The sequence below is a fragment of the Psychrobacter sp. DM4 genome, assembly GCF_051307035.1.
Taxonomy (GTDB): Bacteria; Pseudomonadota; Gammaproteobacteria; order Pseudomonadales; family Moraxellaceae; genus Psychrobacter.
In genome coordinates this window covers 887,881-910,471 of sequence record NZ_CP195536.1, presented here as the reverse complement: position 1 = coordinate 910,471, position 22,591 = coordinate 887,881, and the positions used below count along the sequence as shown (strand labels likewise).

The following is a 22,591-nucleotide window of genomic DNA, read 5'->3' as shown; positions in this document are numbered from 1 at the left end:
GGTAAGACGACTAAAATTGCACGACAAATGATCGAAAAATCTCGTACTTGTCAAAACGCTTTTTGCTAAGTACATCGCACATTTTATCAATGCACTTTGCGCCTAAGTTTATCATAGCCACTAGAGTTCGCCTAGCCATAATTCAAGCCAATAGCGACTGCTGCTGTAATAAAACTTTGATCGGTTGAGACTGCCGCCGAGTAGGATGAATAGGTTCTAAATCGAGTATGGCGGCAAGATAGACTCATGTTACACTAGCCCATAGCTTCTTTTATCCTATCTATTGGAAATTTTATGTCAATTGATCACCATCCAAGTCCCGATATCAACCAAACCAACGTCCTAGGCACCGCCCTTGCCAGCTGCTGCTTTGATCCTATTACCGGCTACTACCGCAACGGTTTTTGTCATACCGGGCATTTTGATGTTGGTCAGCACACCGTCTGCGCCAAAATGACCAGTGAATTTTTAAACTTTTCAGCCAGTCGCGGCAATGATCTGATTACTCCTTTACCTGAGTATAATTTTGCAGGTCTTAAACCTGGCGACTACTGGTGTATCTGCGCGCTGCGCTGGGTTGAGGCCTTAGATTTCGATATTGCGCCGCAAATCAAATTAGAGGCATGTCATGAGAGTCTGCTGACTCTGGTCGATATTGACACGCTAAAACGCTTTGCTCTATAGCGTTATCAGTTATAAAAATGAGCCCTGCCAGAAGCGCGTTTTTTGCTATTAAGAGATGACAAATGATAGACGATGACGGCCTTGCGTTAAAAACGAACACACATATCACTCCTGATACCAACCTAAAACACATCTACTCTAGTCGTAACGATGTGCAGCCCTATATCGCTGATTATGACAGCTATATCTATGGTGACGCCGATGCAACGTTAGAAGATACCATTGAGACCATGACTGTCTATGATCCTGACTCTGAGCGCTATGAGGACATAGAATATACCAGCGTTGATGAGGTCGTCAGCTGCTACTCGTACTCGCGTAAGACGGGCGAAAAACTCAATCAAGTCGCCCTCAATGATGTAAGCCGTGCTTTGAGCAACAGCGGTCAATTTATCTGGCTGGGTCTTTACGATCCCAGTTTAGAAACTATGGTCAAAGTACAAGACGCTTTTGGACTCCATGAGCTAGCGATAGAAGATGCTTTTGCTGATCATCAACGTGCCAAGGTTGAAAACTACGATAATGACATGGTCTTTGTTGTCTTACGTACCGCAAAGTTAGAGGATAACGTTATTCGCTACGGTACTACCGCGATATTTATGGGTAAAAACTATCTGATTACCATTCGTAATGGCCCTTCGAACTCGTACGCGCCTGTCCGTGAGCACTGTCATCGTCGCCCAGAAAAACTACGTATGGGGCCTATCTTTGTATTGCATGCCATACTCGATTTTATCGTTGATAACTACATGCCGATCACCGATCGCTTGGGTCAATACTTGCGCGAGCAAGAGCGCTACGTCTTCACTTATGAGTTTGATAAAAGCACACTAAAAAACCTTTATGAATTAAAATCGCAACTGGTGCATATGCGCGCGATTATCTTACCAGTCCAAGATATCTGTAGTTTCTTTATCAATCATAAAAAGAGCGAACTGGTCTCAGGCTTCTCACAAGCAGCCAAGCCCTACTTTCGTGATGTGAACGATCATCTATTGCATTCTTTAGATGCGATAAACGGGCTCAATGAGATGCTCAGCGTCGTCATGAATACCTACATGGCGATGGTCAATATGGGACAGAACGAGGTGGTACGTAAGCTGGCGGCTTGGGCTGGTATCTTAGCAGTACCAACGGCGATCGCAGGTATCTATGGTATGAACTTTGACTTTATGCCAGAGCTACATTGGAGATACTCATATCTTGTGATCATGGTGCTTATTATCAGTCTCTGTAGCTATCTCTACTACAACTTTAAAAGATTAAAATGGCTGTAGTAAAAAGATTTTTCATAAAAAAGAGCTACCATTGGTAGCTCTTTTTGGAAGTGGTTTTTCCTCAATTATTACTCGCGGCGGTGTTTTGTAGTATTATTAGGGGCTTGCGCGTTGTCGGGAAGGAGAGCTTTGATAGTCAGGTTTGCCTGCTGGCTGTCAAGATTGTCCTCTGGACGACCAAACGTTTTTGCAGTCCATGTCAGCACTACGATGGCACCACTTAACAGCATAATCGCCACCGAGATTGTGGCGAGTAACCATAGATGGAAGTAATCTGATACCGCTTGCACATCGACCACTAAATGTCGTGACAAGGCCGTTATAGCGATAAATATCAAAAACTGTACAGGCAAACGATGCGTTTTGAAATAAATACCAATCATGGCAAGCAATTCAAGATAAATAAATAGCATCAAAATGTCTTTTAAGTCTGCGGACCCCTTTTGAACGATTCCAACAAACTCTTTACCTGCTGTCCAGACGACGACGACACTGATTAAGAATAAGATGACATAGTGGCAGATATCGACAAACTCTCTACCGATATGCTGTAACCGCTCATGAATACCTATAGTTGATTTCACCGCTTTGGTACTTATTTTGGTCGTCTCAGCGCTATCGACTTGCAAATGATTAGGCTCATGATTAGGTAGCGGGTTCGATGCTTTGTCTAAGTCTTTGGTTGATGGTTGTTTCATTGGCTTATCAAATCCTTGCTTAGACCCGCTGATTGCTCTGCTGCGATGACCGTTTGGCGAATCAAAGTATTAATCGTCATCGGCCCCACGCCGCCTGGTACTGGCGTATAAGCACTGGCTACTTGTGCAACTCCTTGACTCTCGATATCACCAACACCGCCGTCATCTGTCGGATGAAAACCTGCATCGATAACGACCGCGCCTGACTTAATCCACTCTGATTTGATCAGCTCAGGCACGCCAACTGCTCCCACAATGATATCGGCGCGCTGCACATGAGCGGCTAAATTCTGGGTTCTTGAATGGCAAATAGTTACGGTACAATTGGCATTTAATAGCATCATTGCCATAGGCTTACCCAAGATTGGACTACGGCCCACGACCACCGCCTCTTTTCCAGAGAGCTCAATCTTATGATGCTCTAACAAGTGCATAATACCCTGAGGCGTACATGAGCCGTATGCTGGCTGTTGCATACTCATACGACCAAAGCCCAAACTTGTCACCCCGTCAACGTCTTTTGCCAGTGCTATCTGCTCGAAACAGGCGCGCTCATCGATATGATCGGGCACAGGGTGCTGAAGTAAGATGCCGTGAACATCAGAAGTATTGTTGAGCTCATCGATCTTTGCCATCAGCTGTTCAGTCGTTGTGGTACTTGGCATCTCAACGCGAATAGAGTCCATACCGACCCGCTTGCAAGCATTGCCTTTCATACGTACATACGTCGCTGAAGCAGGATCGGCACCGACCAATATCGTCGCAAGGCTTGGTGTACGTCCTGTTTTGGCTTTGATCGCCTCTACGCGAGTCTTTAATTGCTGCTCAATTTGCTTAGCAAGTGTTTTACCGTCCAAAATAGTAGCAGAGTGAGTAGTTGACGACTCTTGAGCAATTGACATGAAGACTCCAAAAATAGCGATTTATTTAAGGAGATATTGTACCTGCCCGCGCTACAAAATCCTAGGGCATGTTACGTGCTTACTTTTGAGACAAAAAAAACGGCCCATTAATAGACCGATACTTTATCCTAATTTTAGGTTTTTATTTTGCGTTACGGCAACTGCCATAGCATGTCACTAGTGACATACTCGGTATCACAGGCGCTGTTATAATCAGACATCCTTCGTTATCGACAACAGTCATACTTTCTAATTTTTTCGATTTGTCGTACTGATTTAACGAGTTAAATTTAATTAAAAAAAAGCTGCCAATCTCTTTATACAAGATCGGCAGCTGAGAGTTATTGAGTCAGCTTTACTTTAAATACTATCTAATAACTGTATTGGAAAAGTCACGACGTCAAAGGCTAGCGCGAAGGGTAGTAATACTAGCTTACCTGCGGTGCTTGTACCACCTGAATTGACTTGGGTCTGCTGCGTCTGACCATAGAACGTCACGGTATACGGTTTGCTCAAGGCACGATACTGCGATTGAATCATGCTCAAGTTGCTCACTTGTGGATAGATGGCGCCTTTTACTGGCACAGTAAAGCAAAATCGCTGTGCATTAATACGGGTATCACTGACAGAGGTGCAATCTTGCCCACCATTTTGTAAAAAGAACTGATAATCTGTGCGGCTAAACTCATCTTTTAGCTTGGCATAAGACAGCTTCATCTGTCCTTGAAAATAGCCATCGTTGTTCGGCACAGTGAAGCTCATATCGTTTTCGACTTGAATGTTCTTTGGAGTTAGATTGGTCAATAGATTGACCATCTCAGAGCCGCCTTGAGTCAGAACGTAGCTGTTTTTTTCACCGACGATAACCATGGTTGCATTCGGCGTTTTAGGTAGCGCCTGCGCAGGACGACCAAAAGCGACGATCTGACCTTGCGATAACATCGTCTTAACGGAGCGCTCGCTGACCCTATTGTTATCTTGCAATAAGGAATTGGTCGCGCAGCCTGAGCTGGTTAACAGGGCAACTAACGAGGCGCCTAGTACTACTGATTTTAGTATGAGGTTGCCGGATAAAAAGGTAGTATTTTTAGACATAATAAAACATCCTTGTTGGTTATGGCTTCACACAAATGACCTCTCATATTGCTTCAAATTAAGCAACAAAACAAGACATGTAACAGCGATTATGCGTTAATTTAGGGTATGTGGTATTTATAGAACCGTCTATAACGGCTATGTCTTTACCTACTAAAAAAGCAACCACATCACTGTCGTTGCTTTTTTAGTAGGTAAAACAGTCAGTGTTTAGCCGTTGATCAAGGCGTACCATCATGAGCGACGTCAACTCTCGTCGATAGCATACGCCCTTTAGTTTCAGCCTTACGTGATTCTTCGTCCCAGTCGAGGGCAGCGCACATAAATAGTGTTTTGCCATCGGCTCCTCCAAGCGTCACCGCAAAGATACCTTCAGGTGCAGTCTCTACAACCTCAAGTATCTCGCCACCCTCTTTGATGCGAGCAACACGGTGATTTAGGGTATCAGCGATCCAAACCGCGCCTTCTTTATCTAAGGTTAGGCCATCGGGTAAGATCTTAGCGCGCTCAATACGCTTACTAAGATTAGGCTCATCGCCAAGCGCACCGAAGCTAGCAAAGTCTCGTCTTTCCCCAAGCGTACCATCCTCATGGACATCAAACTGCGAGATTCTATTACCAAATAGCTCGTTGACAATCAAGGTTTTCTCGTCAGCAGAGATGACCATACCGTTTGGAAAGGACAAACCTTGGGCGACCACTTGCGAGCTACCGTCAGGTCTGACTAATACCAAACCTGTATCTTTGTGATCCTCGCCGCTCATCAGATCAAAACCAAAATTGCCCACATAAGCATTGCCATTCATTGCCACGACCATATCGTTGGCGTGACCGCCGCAATGCTCCCATATATCGGCATGAACGACCAACTCGCCATCGTTCTCTAAGCGCAACACTTTGCGGTCTTTCATCGAGACCACTAGCATGCGTCCATCAGGCAACCAGCCCAAACCTGAAGGTTGATCTTCGATATGGACGATTTTTTCAGCGTCTCCTGCGTCATTGACACGGTACACACCTTTGGTATAAAAATCGACGAACCACAAGGCATCTTTGTACCAGCGTGGACCTTCTAAATAGTGAAAGCCATCTACCACCACATCTATCTCGTATTTTGACATAATTATTTTCCTTGACTCATAGGTAAATATCTAAAATTTATTATAGTATTTCTTCATACATGGACGTCACTTCTGCCCGCGTCATACCTTTTGGATTGGTTGCTATGAGGCGCGCGTAGGTGTCAATGACAATATCTACCAATGCAGGAACATCGCTCTTGGTAATGTTGAGATCACGCAAACGGTACTGAAGACCACTTGAGGTTAAAAAGTATTTTAATTGCTCAATAAACAATGTTGCTGCTTGCGTATCATTTTTATTAGCAGTTTGCGTAGGCATAACCGCACGAGCCAGTTCTGCATAAAGCGGCGCAGCTTTTGATAAATTAAAAGAAAAGACGGCTCCCATAACCAATGCATTGGCATGGCCATGTGGAATATGAAAGGTTATACTTAGCGGATAAGACAAACCATGAACCGCTGCAACCGATGAGTTGACAAAAGCAATACCTGCAAGCGTTGAGCCTAACAACATCTCAGAACGAGCATCGATATCATCGCCATGATTTAACGCTCGCTCAAAATTGTTCCATAGCATCTGCAATCCTTTAATAGCAAAAGCATCAGACATAGGATTTTTTTTGGTACGACTGGTATAGGCTTCGATACAATGTACCATAGCATCAAGAGCGGTGGCGGCAGTGATATGGCGAGGCAGTTTGAGCGTTAAAGTGGCATCTAAAAGCGCGACATCAGGAAGAATTTTGGGCGTATAGATAGCTTTTTTACTGCCATCTTTGGCAGTGATAACAGATACAAAAGTGGCTTCAGCCCCTGTACCTGCGGTAGTCGGTATAGCAAAGAGTGGTCGCTTGTTAAAACCCTCTAAGCTCATATCCAAAATATCAGTAATACACTCAAAATCATTTGGATATAATGCTACGATCTTTGCGGTATCAATGGAGCTACCACCGCCTAGACCAATAATAAGGTCAGACTGATGCTGTCTTGCTAATGCTATCGCCTCATTGACAACTTCAGTAGGTGGATCTGCTACGACATCACGGTATACAACGACCTGAATACCAGAAGCTTCTAATGATTGGATAGCAATGTCGACATAACCTAACTCTTCAATACCAGCATCAGTCACAATAAGCGCCGACGAGGTGTTGTATTGCTTGGCTAAAGTACCTAGTTTTTGGCTCATACTGCCAGCTTCACTGATAATATGACCGTTGGTATAGAATTCTAGTCCTGTCACCCCATTCATCCTTGATATTAGTAGACGAGTTATTTATAACACAATTTTTACTCGTTTAAATACAAGCAATTATGATACCAACTCTCACATATTAGGATCGATCAACGTGTTTTCAGTTCGTTTTGATGTCTTTTGTTTTACCCGATAAGTCTTTAAGCTATATATAGCCACGTCCCAAGACCTAATATTCAAAATATAATATAAAAAACATCCGTTTATGCGGATAGCTTTGCTATTTACAAATTTATTTTTATTTATAGTTATCAATAAGTTAAAGAGAGAATTGAGGAACATTTGTTAGTATTTTCTGACTTTATTTGTCACTTATGCGCCGTTTTATAATGATCCCTATGATAACGATTATGAATAGTATGACAATTATCTTAGAATAAGGTGCAAGTACTCCTTCGATGACTTCATAATTTTGACCTAGGTAATATCCTGCTAGTGTCAATATCGTTGCCCAAATACTTGAACCTAGTGCGGTCAGTAGTAAAAATGGAAGCATTGGCATCTTACTCATGCCAGCAGGTATAGAGATGAGCGAACGCACTCCAGGTACCATTCTTCCAAAGAATACTGCCATCTTGCCATGACGATCAAACCAGTCATTGGCAGATATCACATCATCGGCTTTCACAAATACATACTTGCCATAATTATCTGTAAATGACACTAGGCGCTGCTTGTCAAATATATGCCCTAAATAGTACAAAGGTAGCGCCCCAAGTACCGCGCCCAGCGTTCCTGCGCCGATGACCAATATCAAGCTTAGATCTCCTTTTGAGGCAGCAAAACCCGCAGCAGGCATAATAACTTCAGACGGTATGGGCGGAAAAACATTTTCAGCAAACATCGCAAATATGATGCCAAAATAGCCAAACTTGGCCATAATCGATAGAACCCACTCGCTGATTTGACCCATGACGGTATCCTCTAATATTTCGTAAGCCAAGCCACGCGATTATGCCAAGACTGACCCTACTATCGAATAGTGATTTTGTAGTAAAGAATGGAGTATCGCTTTTAGGTTGTAAAGATTCTGTTATGACCACAAAAACAGTAACGTTATCTCCAAGAGATAGATGACTCTCTTTAGCCTTTGTCTTTGCTTAGTTTGAGTTATTCTATGTGTCAATCGCTCCCTATGTATAAGTCACGTTTGATAATCTTTAGCAAGATCATGGTGATACGCTATGGCATGAACAGCACAACTAAAGCCAATGACCTCTACTCTAGCGACTCTCATCTATACGTTTGACCTTGTCTGCGCTTGCGTCATAAATACTACCCTGCGCTTGTTGGCTCGAATAAAAATATACGTAGCCGTTTATGCGGTTCGTCCAGCGCAATAAGTGCCGCTGCCACTTTGGAGTGTGATTCTCGATAAGGCTCCAAAACTGTCACAATTAAATGCTGTCCGATATCAAAGTGACTGTTCATGCTATCAAGATAAGCGCTCAAATTGTACCAATGCTTGCTGATATCCTGCGGTGTATCGAGGCACTTTTTGGCATGACGAGATACGCTGGGACCTAGATGATGCGGGCGGGACAATGGCTGTATTTGGGCTACACGCTTTATAATAGATACCTTTATAGAGTAAAAATGAGTATTTTATAGCATACACTATTGTTCGCTCGTAACGCATATAGCAAAAAGCCCGCCGATATAGTATCAGCGGGCTTTTTGCCATTTGATGAATATTTTAGAATCTATATAGCCCAGCAAGAGCAACCGAAAATATCAAATATCATCTTAAAAGCTCATCAGTAATGGTATCAGGGTCCTGTTTTAGGGCATCACCCATGATGTATTCAAGTTTACGAGTTTTGTTAACGTCTAGAGCGAGTCCCGTATTATCATCTCTTTTCATAGAGATTTTAGGGCCACCAAGTGTCTCACTTAAGCGAATCAGCACAATTGATAGGGTTAGAAAATGATAGGGTTAGAAAATAGCCTAGAGATTGTCTAAGTATATTATTGTGTTCCATGTTTTAACCTTTTTATCGTAAAAGACGATAAATGCGATTGAGCGATATCTTTTAAGAACCGTCGAGCGCGAGATTAATTTGAACCTGTATTTATTACAATTTTGTAAGAAACAATTCTGTAAGGGTATGGTAAAGTAAAAATCGTTAAAATTCATGCTTGTAGAGCATTTCTTTAACTATAATAGTCGTTGCACGTTTTCGTACGTCTGCTTTATTATTTTGAAGTTTCAGCAACATCTCTAACAACCCATTAACACTCAAACATTATATATTACTCATTGAGTAAAGGAATCTATATGAAAATCTTTCACGCACTAGCGTTCAGTATGCCTATTCTTGCTGTGCCAGCATTAAGTTTTGCACACGATATCTCTGTACCTAATACAGACATCCCCGTTGTTGTTCTAGAGAAAACAACGCAACAGTTTATCGATAGTTTAAAAGGTTCTACTCCTATTAATCAGCTACCTTATGAGAAGGCTCGTCAAGTATTGATTGATACTCAGACAAAAGGGACTACCCCTATGCCAGCGGCTGACGTCGAACAGGTGACTTTTCAAGTTGGCTCTGGTGATGAATTTAAAGTCTACACTGTGCGTCCAAAAGGAATGACGGGCGAGATGCTACCAGGTGTGGTCTATTTCCACGGCGGCGGTTGGGTACTGGGTAATTTTACTACTCATGAAAGGCTCATGCGTGATCTAGCAACCCAAGCAAATGTAGCAATGGTCTTTGTCGAATACAGCCCAGCACCTGAGAGGCAGCATCCTGTACAGCTCAATCAGGCTTATGCCGTACTTAAATATGTGTCAGAGAACGCAGCTCAGTTCGGTATCGACAGCAACCAGTTAGCGATAGCAGGTGATTCAGTTGGCGGTCAAATGGTCGCAGTCAGTGCCGTGCGTGCAAAGGCTGAAGGTTTACCACTTGACTCAATGGTTATGTTCTACCCCGTTACTACAGCAAATTTAACGAGCGAATCATATGAGTTGTTTAAAGATGGTCCTTGGCTTAGCAAAGCAAGTATGCAATGGTTTTGGAATGCTTACTTGCCCAAAGGCGTTGATAGTACAAACCCCAGAGTTTCACCATTGAACTACAATAAAGCTGCACTCAGCAATCTACCACCAGCACTGGTCATTACTGATGCCAACGATGTATTGCGTGATGAAGGCGAAGCTTTTGCCTCTAAATTGACTCTCGCTGGCGTAAAAACACAAAGTACACGTTATGATTTTACAACCCATGATTTTGTGATGCTTAACCCTTTAGCGCAGACACCTGCCACCACGACCGCAATCACTGAAGCTGCAAATTTTCTAAAAGACAATTTTACAAAATAATTGTTGGGCGATTATTTTTAAGCGAATACTTAGAGGGTAGGATTAAGTCCTACCTTTTTTGTGGTATTCCCAAACGCTTCGTAAGCGAGGATCGTAAATTAACCAAAAGAGTTCTCAAAAATTAATGGTCAAAGTTTGTATTTTAAGGCAGTATGACCCAGTATTTTTCTTACTTTGTTCAATACGGTTATAGCAGAACAAGCTCTGATGAGTCAGCGCTTGGGACTATTGAGCTGAACGTTGTAAGCACATTAGTATTTAAACTCATTATTCAAAGGGCTTTTCATGATTACCCCAATCGATGTATTGTTTATCCTACTTGGCGCTATCATGATTTTGGCGATGCACGCAGGCTTTGCTTTTTTAGAAGTCGGTACGGTACGCGAAAAAAACCAAGTCAACGCTTTAAGTAAAATCTTAGGTGATTTTGCCATCTCGACGATGGCATACTTCTTTATCGGTTACTACATTGCATACGACGTTAGTTTTTTTGCTAGTGCCAGCGAGCTAGTTGCCGCTAGTGGATACGAGCTGGTCAAGTTTTTCTTTTTACTGACTTTTGCGGCGGCTATTCCTGCGATCATCTCAGGAGGTATCGCTGAACGCGCTAAACTATGGCCACAGTTCGTTGCCACCTTTGTGATTGTCGCTCTGATTTACCCGACCTTTGAAGGTATTATTTGGAATGGTAATTTTGGTATCCAAGATTGGCTTGCGACTACCTTTGGCGCGCCTTTTCATGACTTTGCAGGGTCGGTCGTAGTACACGGTATGGGCGGCTGGATTGCCCTGACCGCTGTGGTATTACTTGGTGCCAGACGTGGCCGCTATAAAGATGGACGAATCAACGCGCATCCGCCATCGTCAATTCCCTTTTTAGCGCTTGGCTCTTGGATACTCATCGTCGGCTGGTTTGGCTTTAACGTCATGAGTGCGCAGCGCGTTGAGGGCATCTCAGGCTTAGTAGCGCTCAATTCACTTATGGCAATGGCAGGCGGCACTTTGTCTGCGACCGTCATTGGTAAAAACGATCCAGGCTTTATGCATAATGGTGCATTGGCAGGTTTAGTAGCGATTTGTGCGGGCTCTGATATTGTACATCCTCTAGGGGCATTAGCGATAGGTGCAGTCTCAGGCGCGATATTTGTCTATATGTTTACGATTACTCAGAACAAGCTTAAAGTTGATGATGTCCTTGGCGTGTGGCCGCTACATGGTATTTGCGGTGTGTGGGGCGGTGTTTCAGCTGGCATTTTTGGGAGTGTAGCTCTTGGTGGTCTTGGCGGCGTCAGCTTATTATCTCAGCTCATTGGAAGCCTGATGGGTGTGATCTTTGCTATTGTTGGCGGCCTGCTGGTCTACGGTATCTTAAAAGTTACTATAGGCATCCGCTTAAGTGAAGAAGAAGAGTTCGATGGTGCTGACTTGTCCATTCACAAGGTATCAGCAACTTATAGTAAAAATGGATTTTAGCCAGACTTTGCGTATGGGCAGGATGTGACGAGAGGCGCTAGGTTGATGCTTAGCGCCTCTTTTTTTGCCTATGATTTGTTCTATAGTTAGTTCAATATAAGAAAGATATAACGGGACTGGGATGAATTTTTCGCAGCCTCTGTCTGCGTAGGCACAGTAAGCCAGAAAAATTTATACTAGTTCCGCGTTGTTAAACAATGTATCCGTTTTATTTAGTATCGACTATATAAACTTTAGCCTAATTACGAGCCACAAAAAAACCTCAAACAATCTAATGTTTGAGGCGAAACTTGTGCAAGACTTAAGTTTTAAATATGGCGCAGCGGACGGGACTCGAACCCGCGACCTCCGGCGTGACAGGCCGGCATTCTAACCAACTGAACTACCGCTGCTAAGGTCATCTAGCTTTTTTACCACAAGCTATTAAGTGGTGGGTGATGACGGGCTCGAACCGCCGACATTCTGCGTGTAAGGCAGACGCTCTACCAACTGAGCTAATCACCCTGAGCGAGGATACAACGAAGCACTGCTTCGTCCGAGCGCAAGAGAATTTACATTGTCGTAAATTCTAAAAGCCATGCATCCAAACTAGGTGTTACTGAAATCCTTTAAATAGGATTTTCTAGAAACTCTACTTCCAAACTAGGTATAAAACCCCCGAAAGTCTTAACATCCAAAGTTGTCACCCTTTGAATAACTTCCCACAACTTAGAACCAATCAAAGCCCCTTGCTGTGGGTGTGTATTATATAGACTTAACGAGGTCTGTCAAATATTATTCGCCACTTTGAGCAAAGTATTTTTTGTCAGGTAGCAAACTACTGTTTTTATTGATGTTATCATTTATACAATATACTTACTTATTACCCAGTGCCTTTTCAATATCCGCTTTGATAGCGTCAGGTTTGGTCGTGGGTGCGTAGCGATCGATTACTTGTCCATCTCGCCCAATCAAAAACTTGGTAAAGTTCCATTTGATGCCGTCAGTCAATACCCCACCTTTTTGATCTTTTAACCAATTGTAGATAGGATGAGCGTCTTTTCCATTGACATCCGTCTTTGCCATCATAGGAAAGCTGACGCCGTAGTTTTTTTGGCAAAAAGCACCAATCTCGTCATTGCTGCCAGGATCTTGACTACCAAACTGATTACACGGAAACCCAATAACCGTTAATCCTTGCGCTTGGTACTCGTTATTGAGTGTCTCTAGACCCTCAAACTGCGGTGTAAATCCGCACTTGCTGGCCGTATTGACGACCAAGAGAACTTGCCCTTCATAATCAGCAAAGGCTTGTGAGGTGCCGTCCATGCGCTCGGCGTTAAAGTCATAAATACTTTTCATAATAGATCCTTGAGAGTTTAAGAGAATAAAACACTTGTTAATATAGCAAAAAATAGCGAAGTAATGACGATCACTTCGCTATTTAAATATGCTACTTCGATATTTGTCTTTAGTGTTCAGCTAGGTCACTATTTCGCTTGATCCAGATCTATAGACACAGAGTTGATGCAATAGCGCATGCCAGTAGTCTCACGAGGACCATCGGGGAAAACATGGCCTAAGTGTGCGCCGCAGTTGCTACAGGTAACCTCGGTACGGCGCATACCGAGCGAATCATCGACGTGCTCATCGATAGCTGTCTTGTCGATCCCTTGATCGAAACTTGGCCAGCCGCAGCCTGCGTCAAATTTGCTATCGGAGTCAAATAGTTTGGCACCGCAGCCTTTGCAGCGATAAATGCCTTTGTCATTGACATCATTATAGACGCCCGTAAAAGGACGCTCTGTACCCTTTTCACGCATGACATGATATTCATCACTACTCAAACGCTCTTTCCAGTCCGCTTCGGTAAGCTGGCTAATCTCTTCTTTGTTTAATTGATTATCTTGCATTATTTATTCCTTAATTATAATGATCTTTGCACCTGTGCGTCATCGATAGACGTTTCGATTACTAAGATATGGTAATTCTCTGTAGAGATACAAGGGACATAAAACTATTTTTACCAAAAACACACGCGATTATTTTTGTATTATTTTCAAATAGTTATATCCTTATAATTATCATTTGCAAGAATAACTTGCATACATTAGAATTTAAACTTGTGCGAAACTTAAATTTGCAATAATATCTTGCATTACTATACTCGATATCGAACATAATCTATTCTCAAGATCAAATTAAGACGACTCTACGATGACTAATAATCAATCACAAGCAGAACGACTGGTACAGCTGCGCCATGATAAAGGGTTAACTGCTGAACAACTAGCGCAGGCTATGACGGATGCTGGCGCTAAAGTCAGCCGCGGCGCTATCTCCAATTGGGAGCGCGGCACTAACGGTATTGTATCCTCCAAACTACCGACGCTTGCGCGCATTTTGGGATGTAGCGAAGGGTATTTGCTGCGCGGTGACAACCGTGTCAGTAAGGTAAATCGTGAAGATCAGTCCATCGCGTCGACATTACTCCCGCTAGAGTCCAAAACAACAAGCAACGCCAGCCTGTCAAAAACCCTTAATCACGCAACATTATCATCTCAAACGACGAGCGCTACGCCTATGACTACGCTAAAAAAATCTAATAAGCTCCAGAACGTCTGTTATGACATTCGCGGTCCTCTCCTGCAAATGGCGAATAAGATGGAGAGCGAAGGCACACGCATATTGAAGCTAAACGTCGGCAATCCTGCACCCTTCGGTCTACAAGCGCCACACGAGATTTTGCGTGACGTAGCGATGAACCTGCCTGAAGCAACTGGTTACTCAGACTCGCAAGGTATATTCTCAGCCCGAAAGGCTGTGTTGCAATATTATCAGTCAAAGGGGCTACTATCAGCGGTCGATGTGCGCGACGTCTATTTGGGCAATGGTGTCTCCGAGCTGATCGTAATGACCATGCAGGCGCTGATGAACGATGGTGACGAGGTATTGATTCCGATGCCTGACTATCCACTATGGACAGCGGCAACCAATTTATCAGGTGGTACGGCGGTACATTATCGCTGTGATGAGGGCGACAACTGGCACCCTGACATTGAAGATATCAAATCAAAAATTACGAGTAAGACTAAAGGTATCGTCGTCATTAATCCTAATAACCCAACAGGGGCGCTATACTCTGATGAGATTCTCAAGCAGATCATAGCAGTGGCAATAGAGTACAATCTAGTCATTATGGCTGATGAGATCTACGATCGCGTCCTTTATGATGACATGACGCATACGCCTATGAGCACGCTTACCGATCAAGCACTAGTGCTATCATACAACGGTCTATCAAAGTCACATCGTATCGCAGGGTTTCGCGCAGGCTGGCTTATGGTATCCGGCAAAAAACAACATGCCACTGACTTCATCGAAGGCTTAGATATGCTTGCGTCTATGCGTCTGTGCTCCAATGTTCAAGGGCAATATGCGATTCAAACCGCGATGGGCGGCTACCAGAGTATGCAGGCATTAACCGCCCCGACAGGACGCTTGTACAAGCAGCGTGAAATGGCAGTATCACGCCTAAACGCTATTCCTGGTATCTCATGCACGATGCCGCAGGGGGCTTTTTATTGTTTTCCAAAAATGGATCCTGAGGTGTACCCTATCGAAGATGATATGCAATTTATGATGGATTTGCTTATCAATGAAAAGGTACTCATGGTACAAGGGTCAGGATTTAATTGGGATGCGCCTGATCATTTTCGCGTCGTATTCTTACCCAATCTATACGAGTTAGAAGACGCGATGGATCGCTTGGATCGCTTCTTTGCCAAAAAGCGTGAGCAGTTTGGTACCGCATGATTTAGGTGTAAAAGGATAGAAAAAACGCTTATTAGCACAGGGCTAATAAGCGTTTTTTGATTGATGTATAACTTGCTATGCGACTTAAAAGATATAACTTAAAATCACAAAGCTAATCGCTGACAGGCCTGCAGCAACCGGCAAAGTAATGATCCAAGCCAAACCGATAGGCTTCATCAGTGCCCAGTTAGTATCTCTATTGACGATACCGATACCCAATACCGCGCCGACCAAAGTATGCGTACTAGACACAGGCAAACCCATTGTCGATGCGCCCATGACGACTGCGGCGGCGGCCAGCTCAGCTGAGAATCCAGAAGCCGGATGCATCTTGGCAAGATTGGTGCCAACCGTCTGAATCACCTCTTTACCAATGAACCAAAGACCGACGATAAGCGCCACACCAAAGGTCAGCATCACCGCTGGTGGTACGGCAGCTTGAGAGGCGATCTCATTGGTACGAATCACATCCATGATCGCCGCAAATGGACCGACCGCATTAGCGATATCGTTTGAGCCATGACTAAAGGCAAAGGCTGAAGCGGTAAAGACCTGCATCCAGCTAAACATGATAAAGGTCGCTTTGGTCAGATCTTCTTTGTGCTTGCCGCGAATACTCTTGGTATAGATAAAGGTCGCAAGCCATACTAGCGCCGCTATCATCCCCATGATCAAGAACCCTTGTAGGGTCGTCAGACTGCTATTGACGTTCTTGAGTCCTTTGAACACTACCAAAGAGGTCATAACCGCGCCGCCCATAGCTGCGATGATAGGCACCCACTGTTTGATAGCTTTTAGGGTATCAAGGCTACTGCGTTCATATTCAATCTCATATAGACTTTTATAGTAGTCCGTCTCTAGATCTTCAACGGCGGTATCATCGTCTTTATAGATATCTTGATCGCGCAGCATCGCTGAAGTATAAGCTAGCTGCTCTGACTCTGATAGACCATCCAAGTACTCTTTGTGGTTTTGTTTAAGAACTTTTTTATCTGCTTTAAGCTCACCAATATGAGCTTCTGTTTTGTCATTATATTCGATAATGTTTTTCTTGATTTGACCATAGAGCAGATAGGCTAAAATGCCGCCTAAGAGTGGTGATAGTACCCAAGAGATAGCGATCGTGCCTATTGTACCCCAATCTACAGTCGATAGCGCCATATCCGTACCACCCAAGGTGATACCAAGGACGATAGAACTACCAACGACGCCGCCGATAATGGAGTGCGTGGTTGAGACAGGCAGTCCTTTACGAGTGGCAAACAATAACCAGAACGCAGCAGCAATGAGGGCTGAGAGCATGACATAGATGAACTGGTTGGGCGTGACACTCAAACCATCCAAGTCAACGATGCCTTTACGAATAGTATCCGTAACTTCACCGCCAGCTAGCACGGCACCTGACACCTCAAATATCGCCGCAACGCCAAGTGCTTGCGGAATCGTCAATGTCCCCGCGCCTACCGAAGTACCAAAGGAGTTGGCAACGTCGTTGCCACCGATATTGAATGCCATAAAGACACCAAAAGCCGTCGCAACGATAAACAACGTTGTCTGCTGACGCATGGTGTAATCGAGTCCCCACCATAAAAAATAGCTGGTCATCGCAATCAGTAAAATAGCAAAAAATAAATTGATTCTCATAGAGCCAACAGATTTGGTTGACCCAGTCGAGCGGCTACTAATACCCATAAATTTATACGCCCTGCATAAGCGGATTGAGGAGAGTTGCGAGCTATGACAATGCGCTAGGAATGACTATCTTGCCCTATATGACAAGTTTTGATAACTAGTACGCAAGTTGGTTTTGGTTCAAAAACTTTGGTTCAAAAACTATGTTGTACCTACTCTAGAGCTCTTATAGACCCTCTTACTAAAAGCCTATAGCGCTGTACTCACTCAAAACCACCCTTTGAAAAGTGTCTATCATAAAAGCTATCAAATATCATAAAGCCGCAACTGTGTCGCCAAATCATTTGATTGGAGCATATTGCGGCTTACAACATAAACAGGGTCAGTAGAATCAGTACCGTTAAAACGATGATGCCATTTTTTGGAGCTATGTCTTGGCATCAAATCTATTACGCGCTCATTATATTAAATATGAGCGCATAATGCAGAACGATATCGCGAAATTTGTAACTATAAATGTATTACCAGTACAGGGTTCTCATTTAACCAAACTTCTTAATTATCAAAGACACTTAATTTTTCAAAGATACTAATAGTAAGGCTCGTGGAGTAGTACGGCTCGTGGAGCAAGGATCGTGCCAAATTATTTGGATATAACCCCTTTATCATCATACACTGACAACTGTTCAATCGCATGATCCAAAACTTTTAGTCGGGCATCGCGTTTGTCGTTTGTCGCTATTACATGCCATGGCGCTGTCTTAGTATTTGTGCGTGCCAGCATGTCCGCTGCTGCCTGCACATAATCTGCCCATTTATCCCGATTGCGCCAATCATCATCAGTCAGCTTGAACTTTTTGTGCGGCGTCTCCTGACGCGCCTCGAACCGTTTGAGCTGCTCTTTTTTGTCAATAGCCAACCAGTATTTGATAACTAAAGTGCCAGACGCATGTAGGTCAGCCTCAAAACGATTGATCTCCTCATAAGCACGTTGCCATTCGATATCCGTAGCAAACTGCTCGATACGCTCAACCAAGACGCGCCCGTACCAAGTGCGATCAAAGATAGCAACGCGGCTGATACGATCAGTTTGCTCGTTCGGCAGACGCGTCCAAAAACGCCATAAATAAGGGTGCTCAAGCTCGTAGAGCATAGGGGCGCTAATATTATAGACTTGATACTCTCGCGGATCTAAAGGGGCGACTAAGCGCTTGATCGCCCCGCCCTTGCCAGCGGCGTCCATTCCCTCAAAGGCAAAAACGACATGCCGACCACCGCGCGCGCGTAGCAACTTAGCCAGTTGCTGTTGTTTGTCTGCTAACTGCTTGCGATAATCGCTCTTGTCGATATCAGGATCATCAATATCAGTCAACACCTTAGGTATCTTGACAGGCTCAAAGATAGCTTGCTCATCTAATGAAGTTTTAGAACCTAGCGACTGATGCTCATTACTATCAGTGATGGGATTTTCAGTTTGATCTTCGGTAACATCATCGACTATCAAGCGACTACTAATCAGTGCCGTTTGCATAGCCTGTAGTACTTCATGACAAAAAAGGCTAGCCGCCTTGTCTTTGTCGCTGCCATCGATCACAACCCAATCGTCTTGCTGTTTTAGTAGTGTCCCTGCTACTTGATTGAACTGCTCCAATACTTTGGTGTTGCTCCAGTCAATTTGATATAAATAATCAGGATCTGCTTCTTTGTCCGTTAGACGTTTCTGTAGCGTATCTGCATCGATATGGAACCAGCACTTTAGCAATTTGGTTTGATTGGAGGCCAGATCACTCTCGAACGCTTTTAGCGCCGCTAGCTGCTTTATAAGGTAGTCTTGCCAAGCGGCTGCTGGCAGGGATTGAAGATGACGTTTGGACTTTGTCTTACTATCACCATCTTGAGTATCGTTTTGTTGATTATAATCGGCTGCTATCAGCATCGCCTGATGCAACAAGTCAGCGTACCAGTTACCAAAATAAACCATGACGTCACCATGACGCGGCATAGCCTTGGTATGTGCTTGCCATAGAGGCTGATATGCAAGTGGCGGATAGCCGATGGTAGCCTCAACTTTAAGAAGCCTTGGATCGACCCATTGGCGTAGCTGTTTGACCGCGCTACCCTTGCCCGCTTGCTCCATGCCATTGACCAGTACCAATAGGCCAGTTGGTTTATTGCGCGTAGGCGGCGACTGCTGGCGGGTGGCTCGCAGTGCATATTGCGCGGTTATCAAAGCCAATCTGAGCGTCTCTTCATCCATAGAAAAGTGATTGAGCGGATTGGGCGTCAGACGCTCATCTACTACTGCTTGATTCAGCTGGTCAGTGACCGTTTGTTGATCGTCACCTTTGTCCTGATTTTTATCTTTTTTGCTCATGTTATTCTCATCAAGGTCAAATATCATTTATTTTCAAAGGAATAGTTTTGGTTAATTGCTCTGTATATGAGCATTTACTACCTTTGAGTAACGATAATGGTTTAGTGTTTGTATCTGTTATAGTTAATTTAAAGTTATCACAGTAAGTGAGTGGTATGCTTTGTACATAGCACCTATACCCTAAGCTATATTTTTTTTGACACACTATACAAGCTATTTGTTATAAATTTAATGGATTAAATTACGTAGGATCAACAGTCATGACTGCTTTTTTAGAGTTACAACAACACCTGACGCGCTACTGGGCGCTGCCCTATCATAATGATGACAATCTCAATGAAACGCTTAGCCAAGTCCAGATTTGGCAACGTATTCGCATCAAAAATACGCACAAGGCCCTATTTGAGCAACCAGAACATCAACTGATGGCAAATTACTTTTTGACTCAGCTCTATGGCGGTGATGAGTTCAAACTATTGGCTGTGCAATTAGCCCGCGTCCTACCCAAAGCACAAAAACTTGAGCGCATGATAAAAGAGTCAGTACTCGAGACTGGTAGTATGGCGATTCAAGCTGCTGTCTTGGCGATTGAGATGGACCTGCATTTGGCGCAGTGGCTCGTTGATCGCGATATGCCAGTCAACGAAGATAACATTATGGTCGCCTATAGTGCCAGTGATAAATCTGCTGAGCGCCGCGACCAAATCAGCAATCTTAAAGAGGTGTGCTACCGTACTGATAAATACTTTAACTCATTTTTTTTGCAAAAGGCATTTAAACTGGCAAAAAGCACCGCTTACAGCAACAACTATAAGCCCCTCTACGATTTTATTGAAGCAGGCTTTGACGCTATGGGACCCCTTGATAGTGTAAGCAGTTTTATCGAGCCTTTTTGTACTCGTGAGCTGATGATTATTGAGCAAATACAGCAGGCTAAAGGCGACAAGTCTGCAGAGTCTGGTGTATCATAGGCACATCTTTTTATACTATGATTATTTGCCACTTTTCATAGAGGTGTTTGTCATATAATCGTATTACTAGTATATCATCACCTATTATCTATACTTTACTAAGGGTCTTACCATGTCCGCTTTGCTAGAATTACAGAACCATCTAAACCGTTATTGGGCGCTACCGATTCACGAAGACAAGACCCTTGAGTCCAAACTATATGAAGTGCAAGCATGGCAACGCGAGCGCATCAAACGCTCTCATAAGGCACTATTTGAGCAACCAAAGAACCAACCTATGACAGAGTACTTTTTGACTCAGCTCTATAACGGTGAAGAGTTCAAAAAGCTGGCCGAGCAAATCACCCGTATCTTACCAAAAGCCAAGAAGCTTGAACGTTTAGCAAAAGAGGCCGCTATAGAGACAGGCAGCATGGCAATTCAAGCCACCATTCTCGCTATTGAGCTTGATATGCATTTGGCTCAGTGGCTGATAGCTAATGGTTTGGAGGTTAATGAAGACAATATGATGAGCGCATATCGTACGGTCGATGAGTCAAGCGCGCGCCGTTTGCAGATCAATAATCTAAAAAACGTTTGCTATGGCACAGATAAACATCTGAACTCATTTATGCTCAGAAAAGCATTTGGACTGGCTAAAGGTACCGCCTATCGTCACGGCTATCAGCCCTTATATGACTTCATTAATTCAGGGTTTTCGGCAATGAAACCACTCAAGAGTGTCAGCAGCTTTATTGAGCCGTTCTGCGAGCGCGAACTGCTCATCGTAGACCAAGTCCATGCGCCTGATAGTCACGGTAAACCTGCTGGATTTGATGTATGATAATTACCTATCATTAAACACTTTAAAACAGCTGATGCCGCTTCTAACTCTAGCATCCGCGTTATTCATTATTAATAATCCATATAAAAAGTAGCGACAGGATACCTTTATGAGCGATACCCCTAACGACGATACCATGCCAACCAATAATGATACTGCTACGCAGTATGAGCTACAGGACAAATTAGTCAGAGATAGCATTACTCAAAATCAAAATATTACCGCACAAGTCAAAGCGCGTCACAATATTAATAAAGATGCTAATACTGATTTTACTCAAGTGCAAGATCTACCGACAGGTACGCCGCAAGGTCAACAAACGACTTTGCCTAGCGACCATAACAATAGTAGCAGTCAACCTAAGCCTTCTCACACAACTGGGCTGCCCAAGCAAACGATATTCAATCAGCGTGATGATATCAATAATCCGCATACGTCAGATACCGATGGAGATGAAGAAACTCACTTCGGCTACAAGACCGTTAACAAAGCGGAAAAACAAGCGCGCGTGGCAGATGTCTTTACTTCAGTCGCCAAAAAATACGACATCATGAATGACTTGATGTCATTCGGTATCCATCGTTTGTGGAAGCGCTATGCCATTAGTTTATCAGGCGTTCGCGCAGGTCAACACGTCCTCGATATTGCAGGCGGCACAGGTGATTTGGCTAAAGTATTCAGCCGTGAAGTGGGACGAGGTGGTCACGTCGTATTATCTGATATCAATGCAGCCATGCTAGAAGTCGGTCGTGAGCGTTTGATCAATGCAGGCTGTAATAACGTTGATTTCGTCCTTGCCAACGCTGAGACGCTAGCGCCATTCGACGACGAAAGCTTTGATCTTGTGACTATCAGCTTCGGTCTACGAAATGTCACTGACAAAGATGCAGCGCTAAAATCTATGTACCGCGTGCTCAAGCCAGGTGGTCGTCTGTTGATATTAGAATTCTCCAAGCCTGTGTTTGAACCTTTATCAAAAGCTTATGACTTATACTCGTTCACAGCTTTACCTGTAATGGGTAAAATAATCGCTAATGACTCTGAGAGCTATCAGTATTTGGCTGAATCCATTCGCATGCACCCCGATCAACAAACGCTCAAGCAAATGATGCAACACGCTGGTTTTGAGAACTGCGACTATCATAATTTGACGGCTGGTATTGTCGCTGTACATCGCGGCTTTAAGGCTTAATAAACTTAGTTCA

20 protein-coding genes and 2 tRNA genes are annotated in these 22,591 nt (G+C 43.7%); 8 read left to right on the top strand and 14 right to left on the bottom strand.

Going from position 1 to position 22,591, the window contains the following annotated elements:
- Positions 1-294: 294 nt before the first annotated feature.
- On the top strand, positions 295-684 hold the full coding sequence (locus tag ACR64G_RS04075) for a DUF2237 family protein (protein ID WP_435980247.1): 390 nt from the start codon (positions 295-297) through the stop codon (positions 682-684).
- 62 nt (positions 685-746) lie between these two features.
- Positions 747-1,961, top strand: coding sequence for a magnesium/cobalt transporter CorA (corA, locus tag ACR64G_RS04070; RefSeq protein ID WP_435980246.1), 1,215 nt, complete (start codon positions 747-749; stop codon positions 1,959-1,961).
- A gap of 68 nt (positions 1,962-2,029) precedes the next feature.
- Here the strand turns inward: corA and ACR64G_RS04065 are convergent, their stop codons facing one another.
- The 8 genes from ACR64G_RS04065 to ACR64G_RS04030 form a co-directional block, all read right to left on the bottom strand.
- The gene (locus ACR64G_RS04065; RefSeq protein WP_435980245.1) at positions 2,030-2,659 is read right to left on the bottom strand and encodes a phosphate-starvation-inducible protein PsiE; all 630 of its coding nucleotides are present in this window, start codon (positions 2,657-2,659) and stop codon (positions 2,030-2,032) included.
- A complete protein-coding gene (gene folD / locus ACR64G_RS04060; protein WP_435980244.1) occupies positions 2,656-3,561 on the bottom strand; it encodes a bifunctional methylenetetrahydrofolate dehydrogenase/methenyltetrahydrofolate cyclohydrolase FolD in 906 nt (301 codons plus the stop codon). Before folD ends, ACR64G_RS04065 begins: the two co-directional genes overlap by 4 nt.
- Before the next feature lie 360 nt (positions 3,562-3,921).
- Positions 3,922-4,656 carry a hypothetical protein gene (locus ACR64G_RS04055; protein ID WP_435980243.1) on the bottom strand — a complete coding sequence of 245 codons (735 nt, stop codon included), beginning with the start codon at positions 4,654-4,656 and terminating at the stop codon, positions 3,922-3,924.
- Between the two features lie 221 nt (positions 4,657-4,877).
- Positions 4,878-5,777 (bottom strand): SMP-30/gluconolactonase/LRE family protein, encoded by a 900-nt coding sequence (locus ACR64G_RS04050; protein WP_435980242.1) that lies wholly within the window; start codon positions 5,775-5,777, stop codon positions 4,878-4,880.
- 40 nt (positions 5,778-5,817) lie between these two features.
- A complete protein-coding gene (locus ACR64G_RS04045) occupies positions 5,818-6,990 on the bottom strand; it encodes an iron-containing alcohol dehydrogenase (RefSeq protein ID WP_435980241.1) in 1,173 nt (390 codons plus the stop codon).
- A 304-nt stretch (positions 6,991-7,294) separates the two neighbouring features.
- Complete coding sequence (locus ACR64G_RS04040) at positions 7,295-7,906, bottom strand: DedA family protein (RefSeq protein WP_435980240.1); 612 nt, start codon at positions 7,904-7,906, stop codon at positions 7,295-7,297.
- A gap of 362 nt (positions 7,907-8,268) precedes the next feature.
- Positions 8,269-8,538: a hypothetical protein gene (locus tag ACR64G_RS04035; RefSeq protein WP_435980239.1), complete on the bottom strand. Its 270-nt coding sequence runs from the start codon at positions 8,536-8,538 to the stop codon at positions 8,269-8,271.
- Positions 8,539-8,734: 196 nt separating this feature from the next.
- On the bottom strand, positions 8,735-8,857 hold the full coding sequence (locus ACR64G_RS04030; RefSeq protein WP_435980238.1) for a hypothetical protein: 123 nt from the start codon (positions 8,855-8,857) through the stop codon (positions 8,735-8,737).
- A gap of 414 nt (positions 8,858-9,271) precedes the next feature.
- On the opposite strand from ACR64G_RS04030, the gene ACR64G_RS04025 reads away from it, so the two are divergent.
- On the top strand, positions 9,272-10,318 hold the full coding sequence (locus tag ACR64G_RS04025) for an alpha/beta hydrolase fold domain-containing protein (protein WP_435980237.1): 1,047 nt from the start codon (positions 9,272-9,274) through the stop codon (positions 10,316-10,318).
- Between the two features lie 285 nt (positions 10,319-10,603).
- Positions 10,604-11,791 (top strand): ammonium transporter, encoded by a 1,188-nt coding sequence (locus ACR64G_RS04020; RefSeq protein WP_435980236.1) that lies wholly within the window; start codon positions 10,604-10,606, stop codon positions 11,789-11,791.
- A gap of 315 nt (positions 11,792-12,106) precedes the next feature.
- Here the strand turns inward: ACR64G_RS04020 and ACR64G_RS04015 are convergent.
- From ACR64G_RS04015 to msrB, 4 genes are all read right to left on the bottom strand, one after another.
- A tRNA-Asp gene (locus ACR64G_RS04015) sits at positions 12,107-12,183 on the bottom strand.
- A gap of 36 nt (positions 12,184-12,219) precedes the next feature.
- Positions 12,220-12,295: transfer RNA gene (locus tag ACR64G_RS04010), tRNA-Val, on the bottom strand.
- Positions 12,296-12,646: 351 nt separating this feature from the next.
- Positions 12,647-13,132: a glutathione peroxidase gene (locus ACR64G_RS04005; RefSeq protein WP_435980235.1), complete on the bottom strand. Its 486-nt coding sequence runs from the start codon at positions 13,130-13,132 to the stop codon at positions 12,647-12,649.
- 128 nt (positions 13,133-13,260) lie between these two features.
- Entirely contained in the window at positions 13,261-13,683 is a 423-nt protein-coding gene (gene msrB / locus ACR64G_RS04000) for a peptide-methionine (R)-S-oxide reductase MsrB (RefSeq protein ID WP_435980234.1), read from the bottom strand.
- Positions 13,684-13,987: 304 nt separating this feature from the next.
- On the opposite strand from msrB, the gene ACR64G_RS03995 reads away from it, so the two are divergent.
- Positions 13,988-15,586: an aminotransferase class I/II-fold pyridoxal phosphate-dependent enzyme gene (locus tag ACR64G_RS03995; RefSeq protein ID WP_435980233.1), complete on the top strand. Its 1,599-nt coding sequence runs from the start codon at positions 13,988-13,990 to the stop codon at positions 15,584-15,586.
- 84 nt (positions 15,587-15,670) lie between these two features.
- On the opposite strand, the gene ACR64G_RS03990 is transcribed toward ACR64G_RS03995, so the two are convergent.
- Positions 15,671-17,278 carry an inorganic phosphate transporter gene (locus ACR64G_RS03990; protein ID WP_435980232.1) on the bottom strand — a complete coding sequence of 536 codons (1,608 nt, stop codon included), beginning with the start codon at positions 17,276-17,278 and terminating at the stop codon, positions 15,671-15,673.
- A gap of 583 nt (positions 17,279-17,861) precedes the next feature.
- Positions 17,862-19,592 carry an ATPase gene (locus ACR64G_RS03985; RefSeq protein WP_435980231.1) on the bottom strand — a complete coding sequence of 577 codons (1,731 nt, stop codon included), beginning with the start codon at positions 19,590-19,592 and terminating at the stop codon, positions 17,862-17,864.
- 260 nt (positions 19,593-19,852) lie between these two features.
- Here ACR64G_RS03985 and ACR64G_RS03980 point away from each other — a divergent pair, with 260 nt between their 5' ends.
- The 3 genes from ACR64G_RS03980 (at position 19,853) to ubiE (ending at position 22,578) form a co-directional block, all read left to right on the top strand.
- Positions 19,853-20,563 (top strand): FFLEELY motif protein, encoded by a 711-nt coding sequence (locus tag ACR64G_RS03980; protein WP_435980230.1) that lies wholly within the window; start codon positions 19,853-19,855, stop codon positions 20,561-20,563.
- A gap of 112 nt (positions 20,564-20,675) precedes the next feature.
- Entirely contained in the window at positions 20,676-21,386 is a 711-nt protein-coding gene (locus tag ACR64G_RS03975; protein WP_435980229.1) for an FFLEELY motif protein, read from the top strand.
- A 109-nt stretch (positions 21,387-21,495) separates the two neighbouring features.
- A complete protein-coding gene (gene ubiE, locus ACR64G_RS03970; RefSeq protein ID WP_435980228.1) occupies positions 21,496-22,578 on the top strand; it encodes a bifunctional demethylmenaquinone methyltransferase/2-methoxy-6-polyprenyl-1,4-benzoquinol methylase UbiE in 1,083 nt (360 codons plus the stop codon).
- Positions 22,579-22,591: the final 13 nt, after the last annotated feature.

Coding starts and splice junctions, on each gene's coding strand:
- ACR64G_RS04075 (WP_435980247.1), top strand. CDS start 295: ATGTCAATTGATCACCATCCAAGTCCCGATATCAACCAAACCAACGTC.
- corA (WP_435980246.1), top strand. CDS start 747: ATGATAGACGATGACGGCCTTGCGTTAAAAACGAACACACATATCACT.
- ACR64G_RS04065 (WP_435980245.1), bottom strand. CDS start 2,659: ATGAAACAACCATCAACCAAAGACTTAGACAAAGCATCGAACCCGCTA.
- folD (WP_435980244.1), bottom strand. CDS start 3,561: ATGTCAATTGCTCAAGAGTCGTCAACTACTCACTCTGCTACTATTTTG.
- ACR64G_RS04055 (WP_435980243.1), bottom strand. CDS start 4,656: ATGTCTAAAAATACTACCTTTTTATCCGGCAACCTCATACTAAAATCA.
- ACR64G_RS04050 (WP_435980242.1), bottom strand. CDS start 5,777: ATGTCAAAATACGAGATAGATGTGGTGGTAGATGGCTTTCACTATTTA.
- ACR64G_RS04045 (WP_435980241.1), bottom strand. CDS start 6,990: ATGAATGGGGTGACAGGACTAGAATTCTATACCAACGGTCATATTATC.
- ACR64G_RS04040 (WP_435980240.1), bottom strand. CDS start 7,906: ATGGGTCAAATCAGCGAGTGGGTTCTATCGATTATGGCCAAGTTTGGC.
- ACR64G_RS04030 (WP_435980238.1), bottom strand. CDS start 8,857: ATGAAAAGAGATGATAATACGGGACTCGCTCTAGACGTTAACAAAACT.
- ACR64G_RS04025 (WP_435980237.1), top strand. CDS start 9,272: ATGAAAATCTTTCACGCACTAGCGTTCAGTATGCCTATTCTTGCTGTG.
- ACR64G_RS04020 (WP_435980236.1), top strand. CDS start 10,604: ATGATTACCCCAATCGATGTATTGTTTATCCTACTTGGCGCTATCATG.
- ACR64G_RS04005 (WP_435980235.1), bottom strand. CDS start 13,132: ATGAAAAGTATTTATGACTTTAACGCCGAGCGCATGGACGGCACCTCA.
- msrB (WP_435980234.1), bottom strand. CDS start 13,683: ATGCAAGATAATCAATTAAACAAAGAAGAGATTAGCCAGCTTACCGAA.
- ACR64G_RS03995 (WP_435980233.1), top strand. CDS start 13,988: ATGACTAATAATCAATCACAAGCAGAACGACTGGTACAGCTGCGCCAT.
- ACR64G_RS03990 (WP_435980232.1), bottom strand. CDS start 17,278: ATGGGTATTAGTAGCCGCTCGACTGGGTCAACCAAATCTGTTGGCTCT.
- ACR64G_RS03985 (WP_435980231.1), bottom strand. CDS start 19,592: ATGAGCAAAAAAGATAAAAATCAGGACAAAGGTGACGATCAACAAACG.
- ACR64G_RS03980 (WP_435980230.1), top strand. CDS start 19,853: ATGACTGCTTTTTTAGAGTTACAACAACACCTGACGCGCTACTGGGCG.
- ACR64G_RS03975 (WP_435980229.1), top strand. CDS start 20,676: ATGTCCGCTTTGCTAGAATTACAGAACCATCTAAACCGTTATTGGGCG.
- ubiE (WP_435980228.1), top strand. CDS start 21,496: ATGAGCGATACCCCTAACGACGATACCATGCCAACCAATAATGATACT.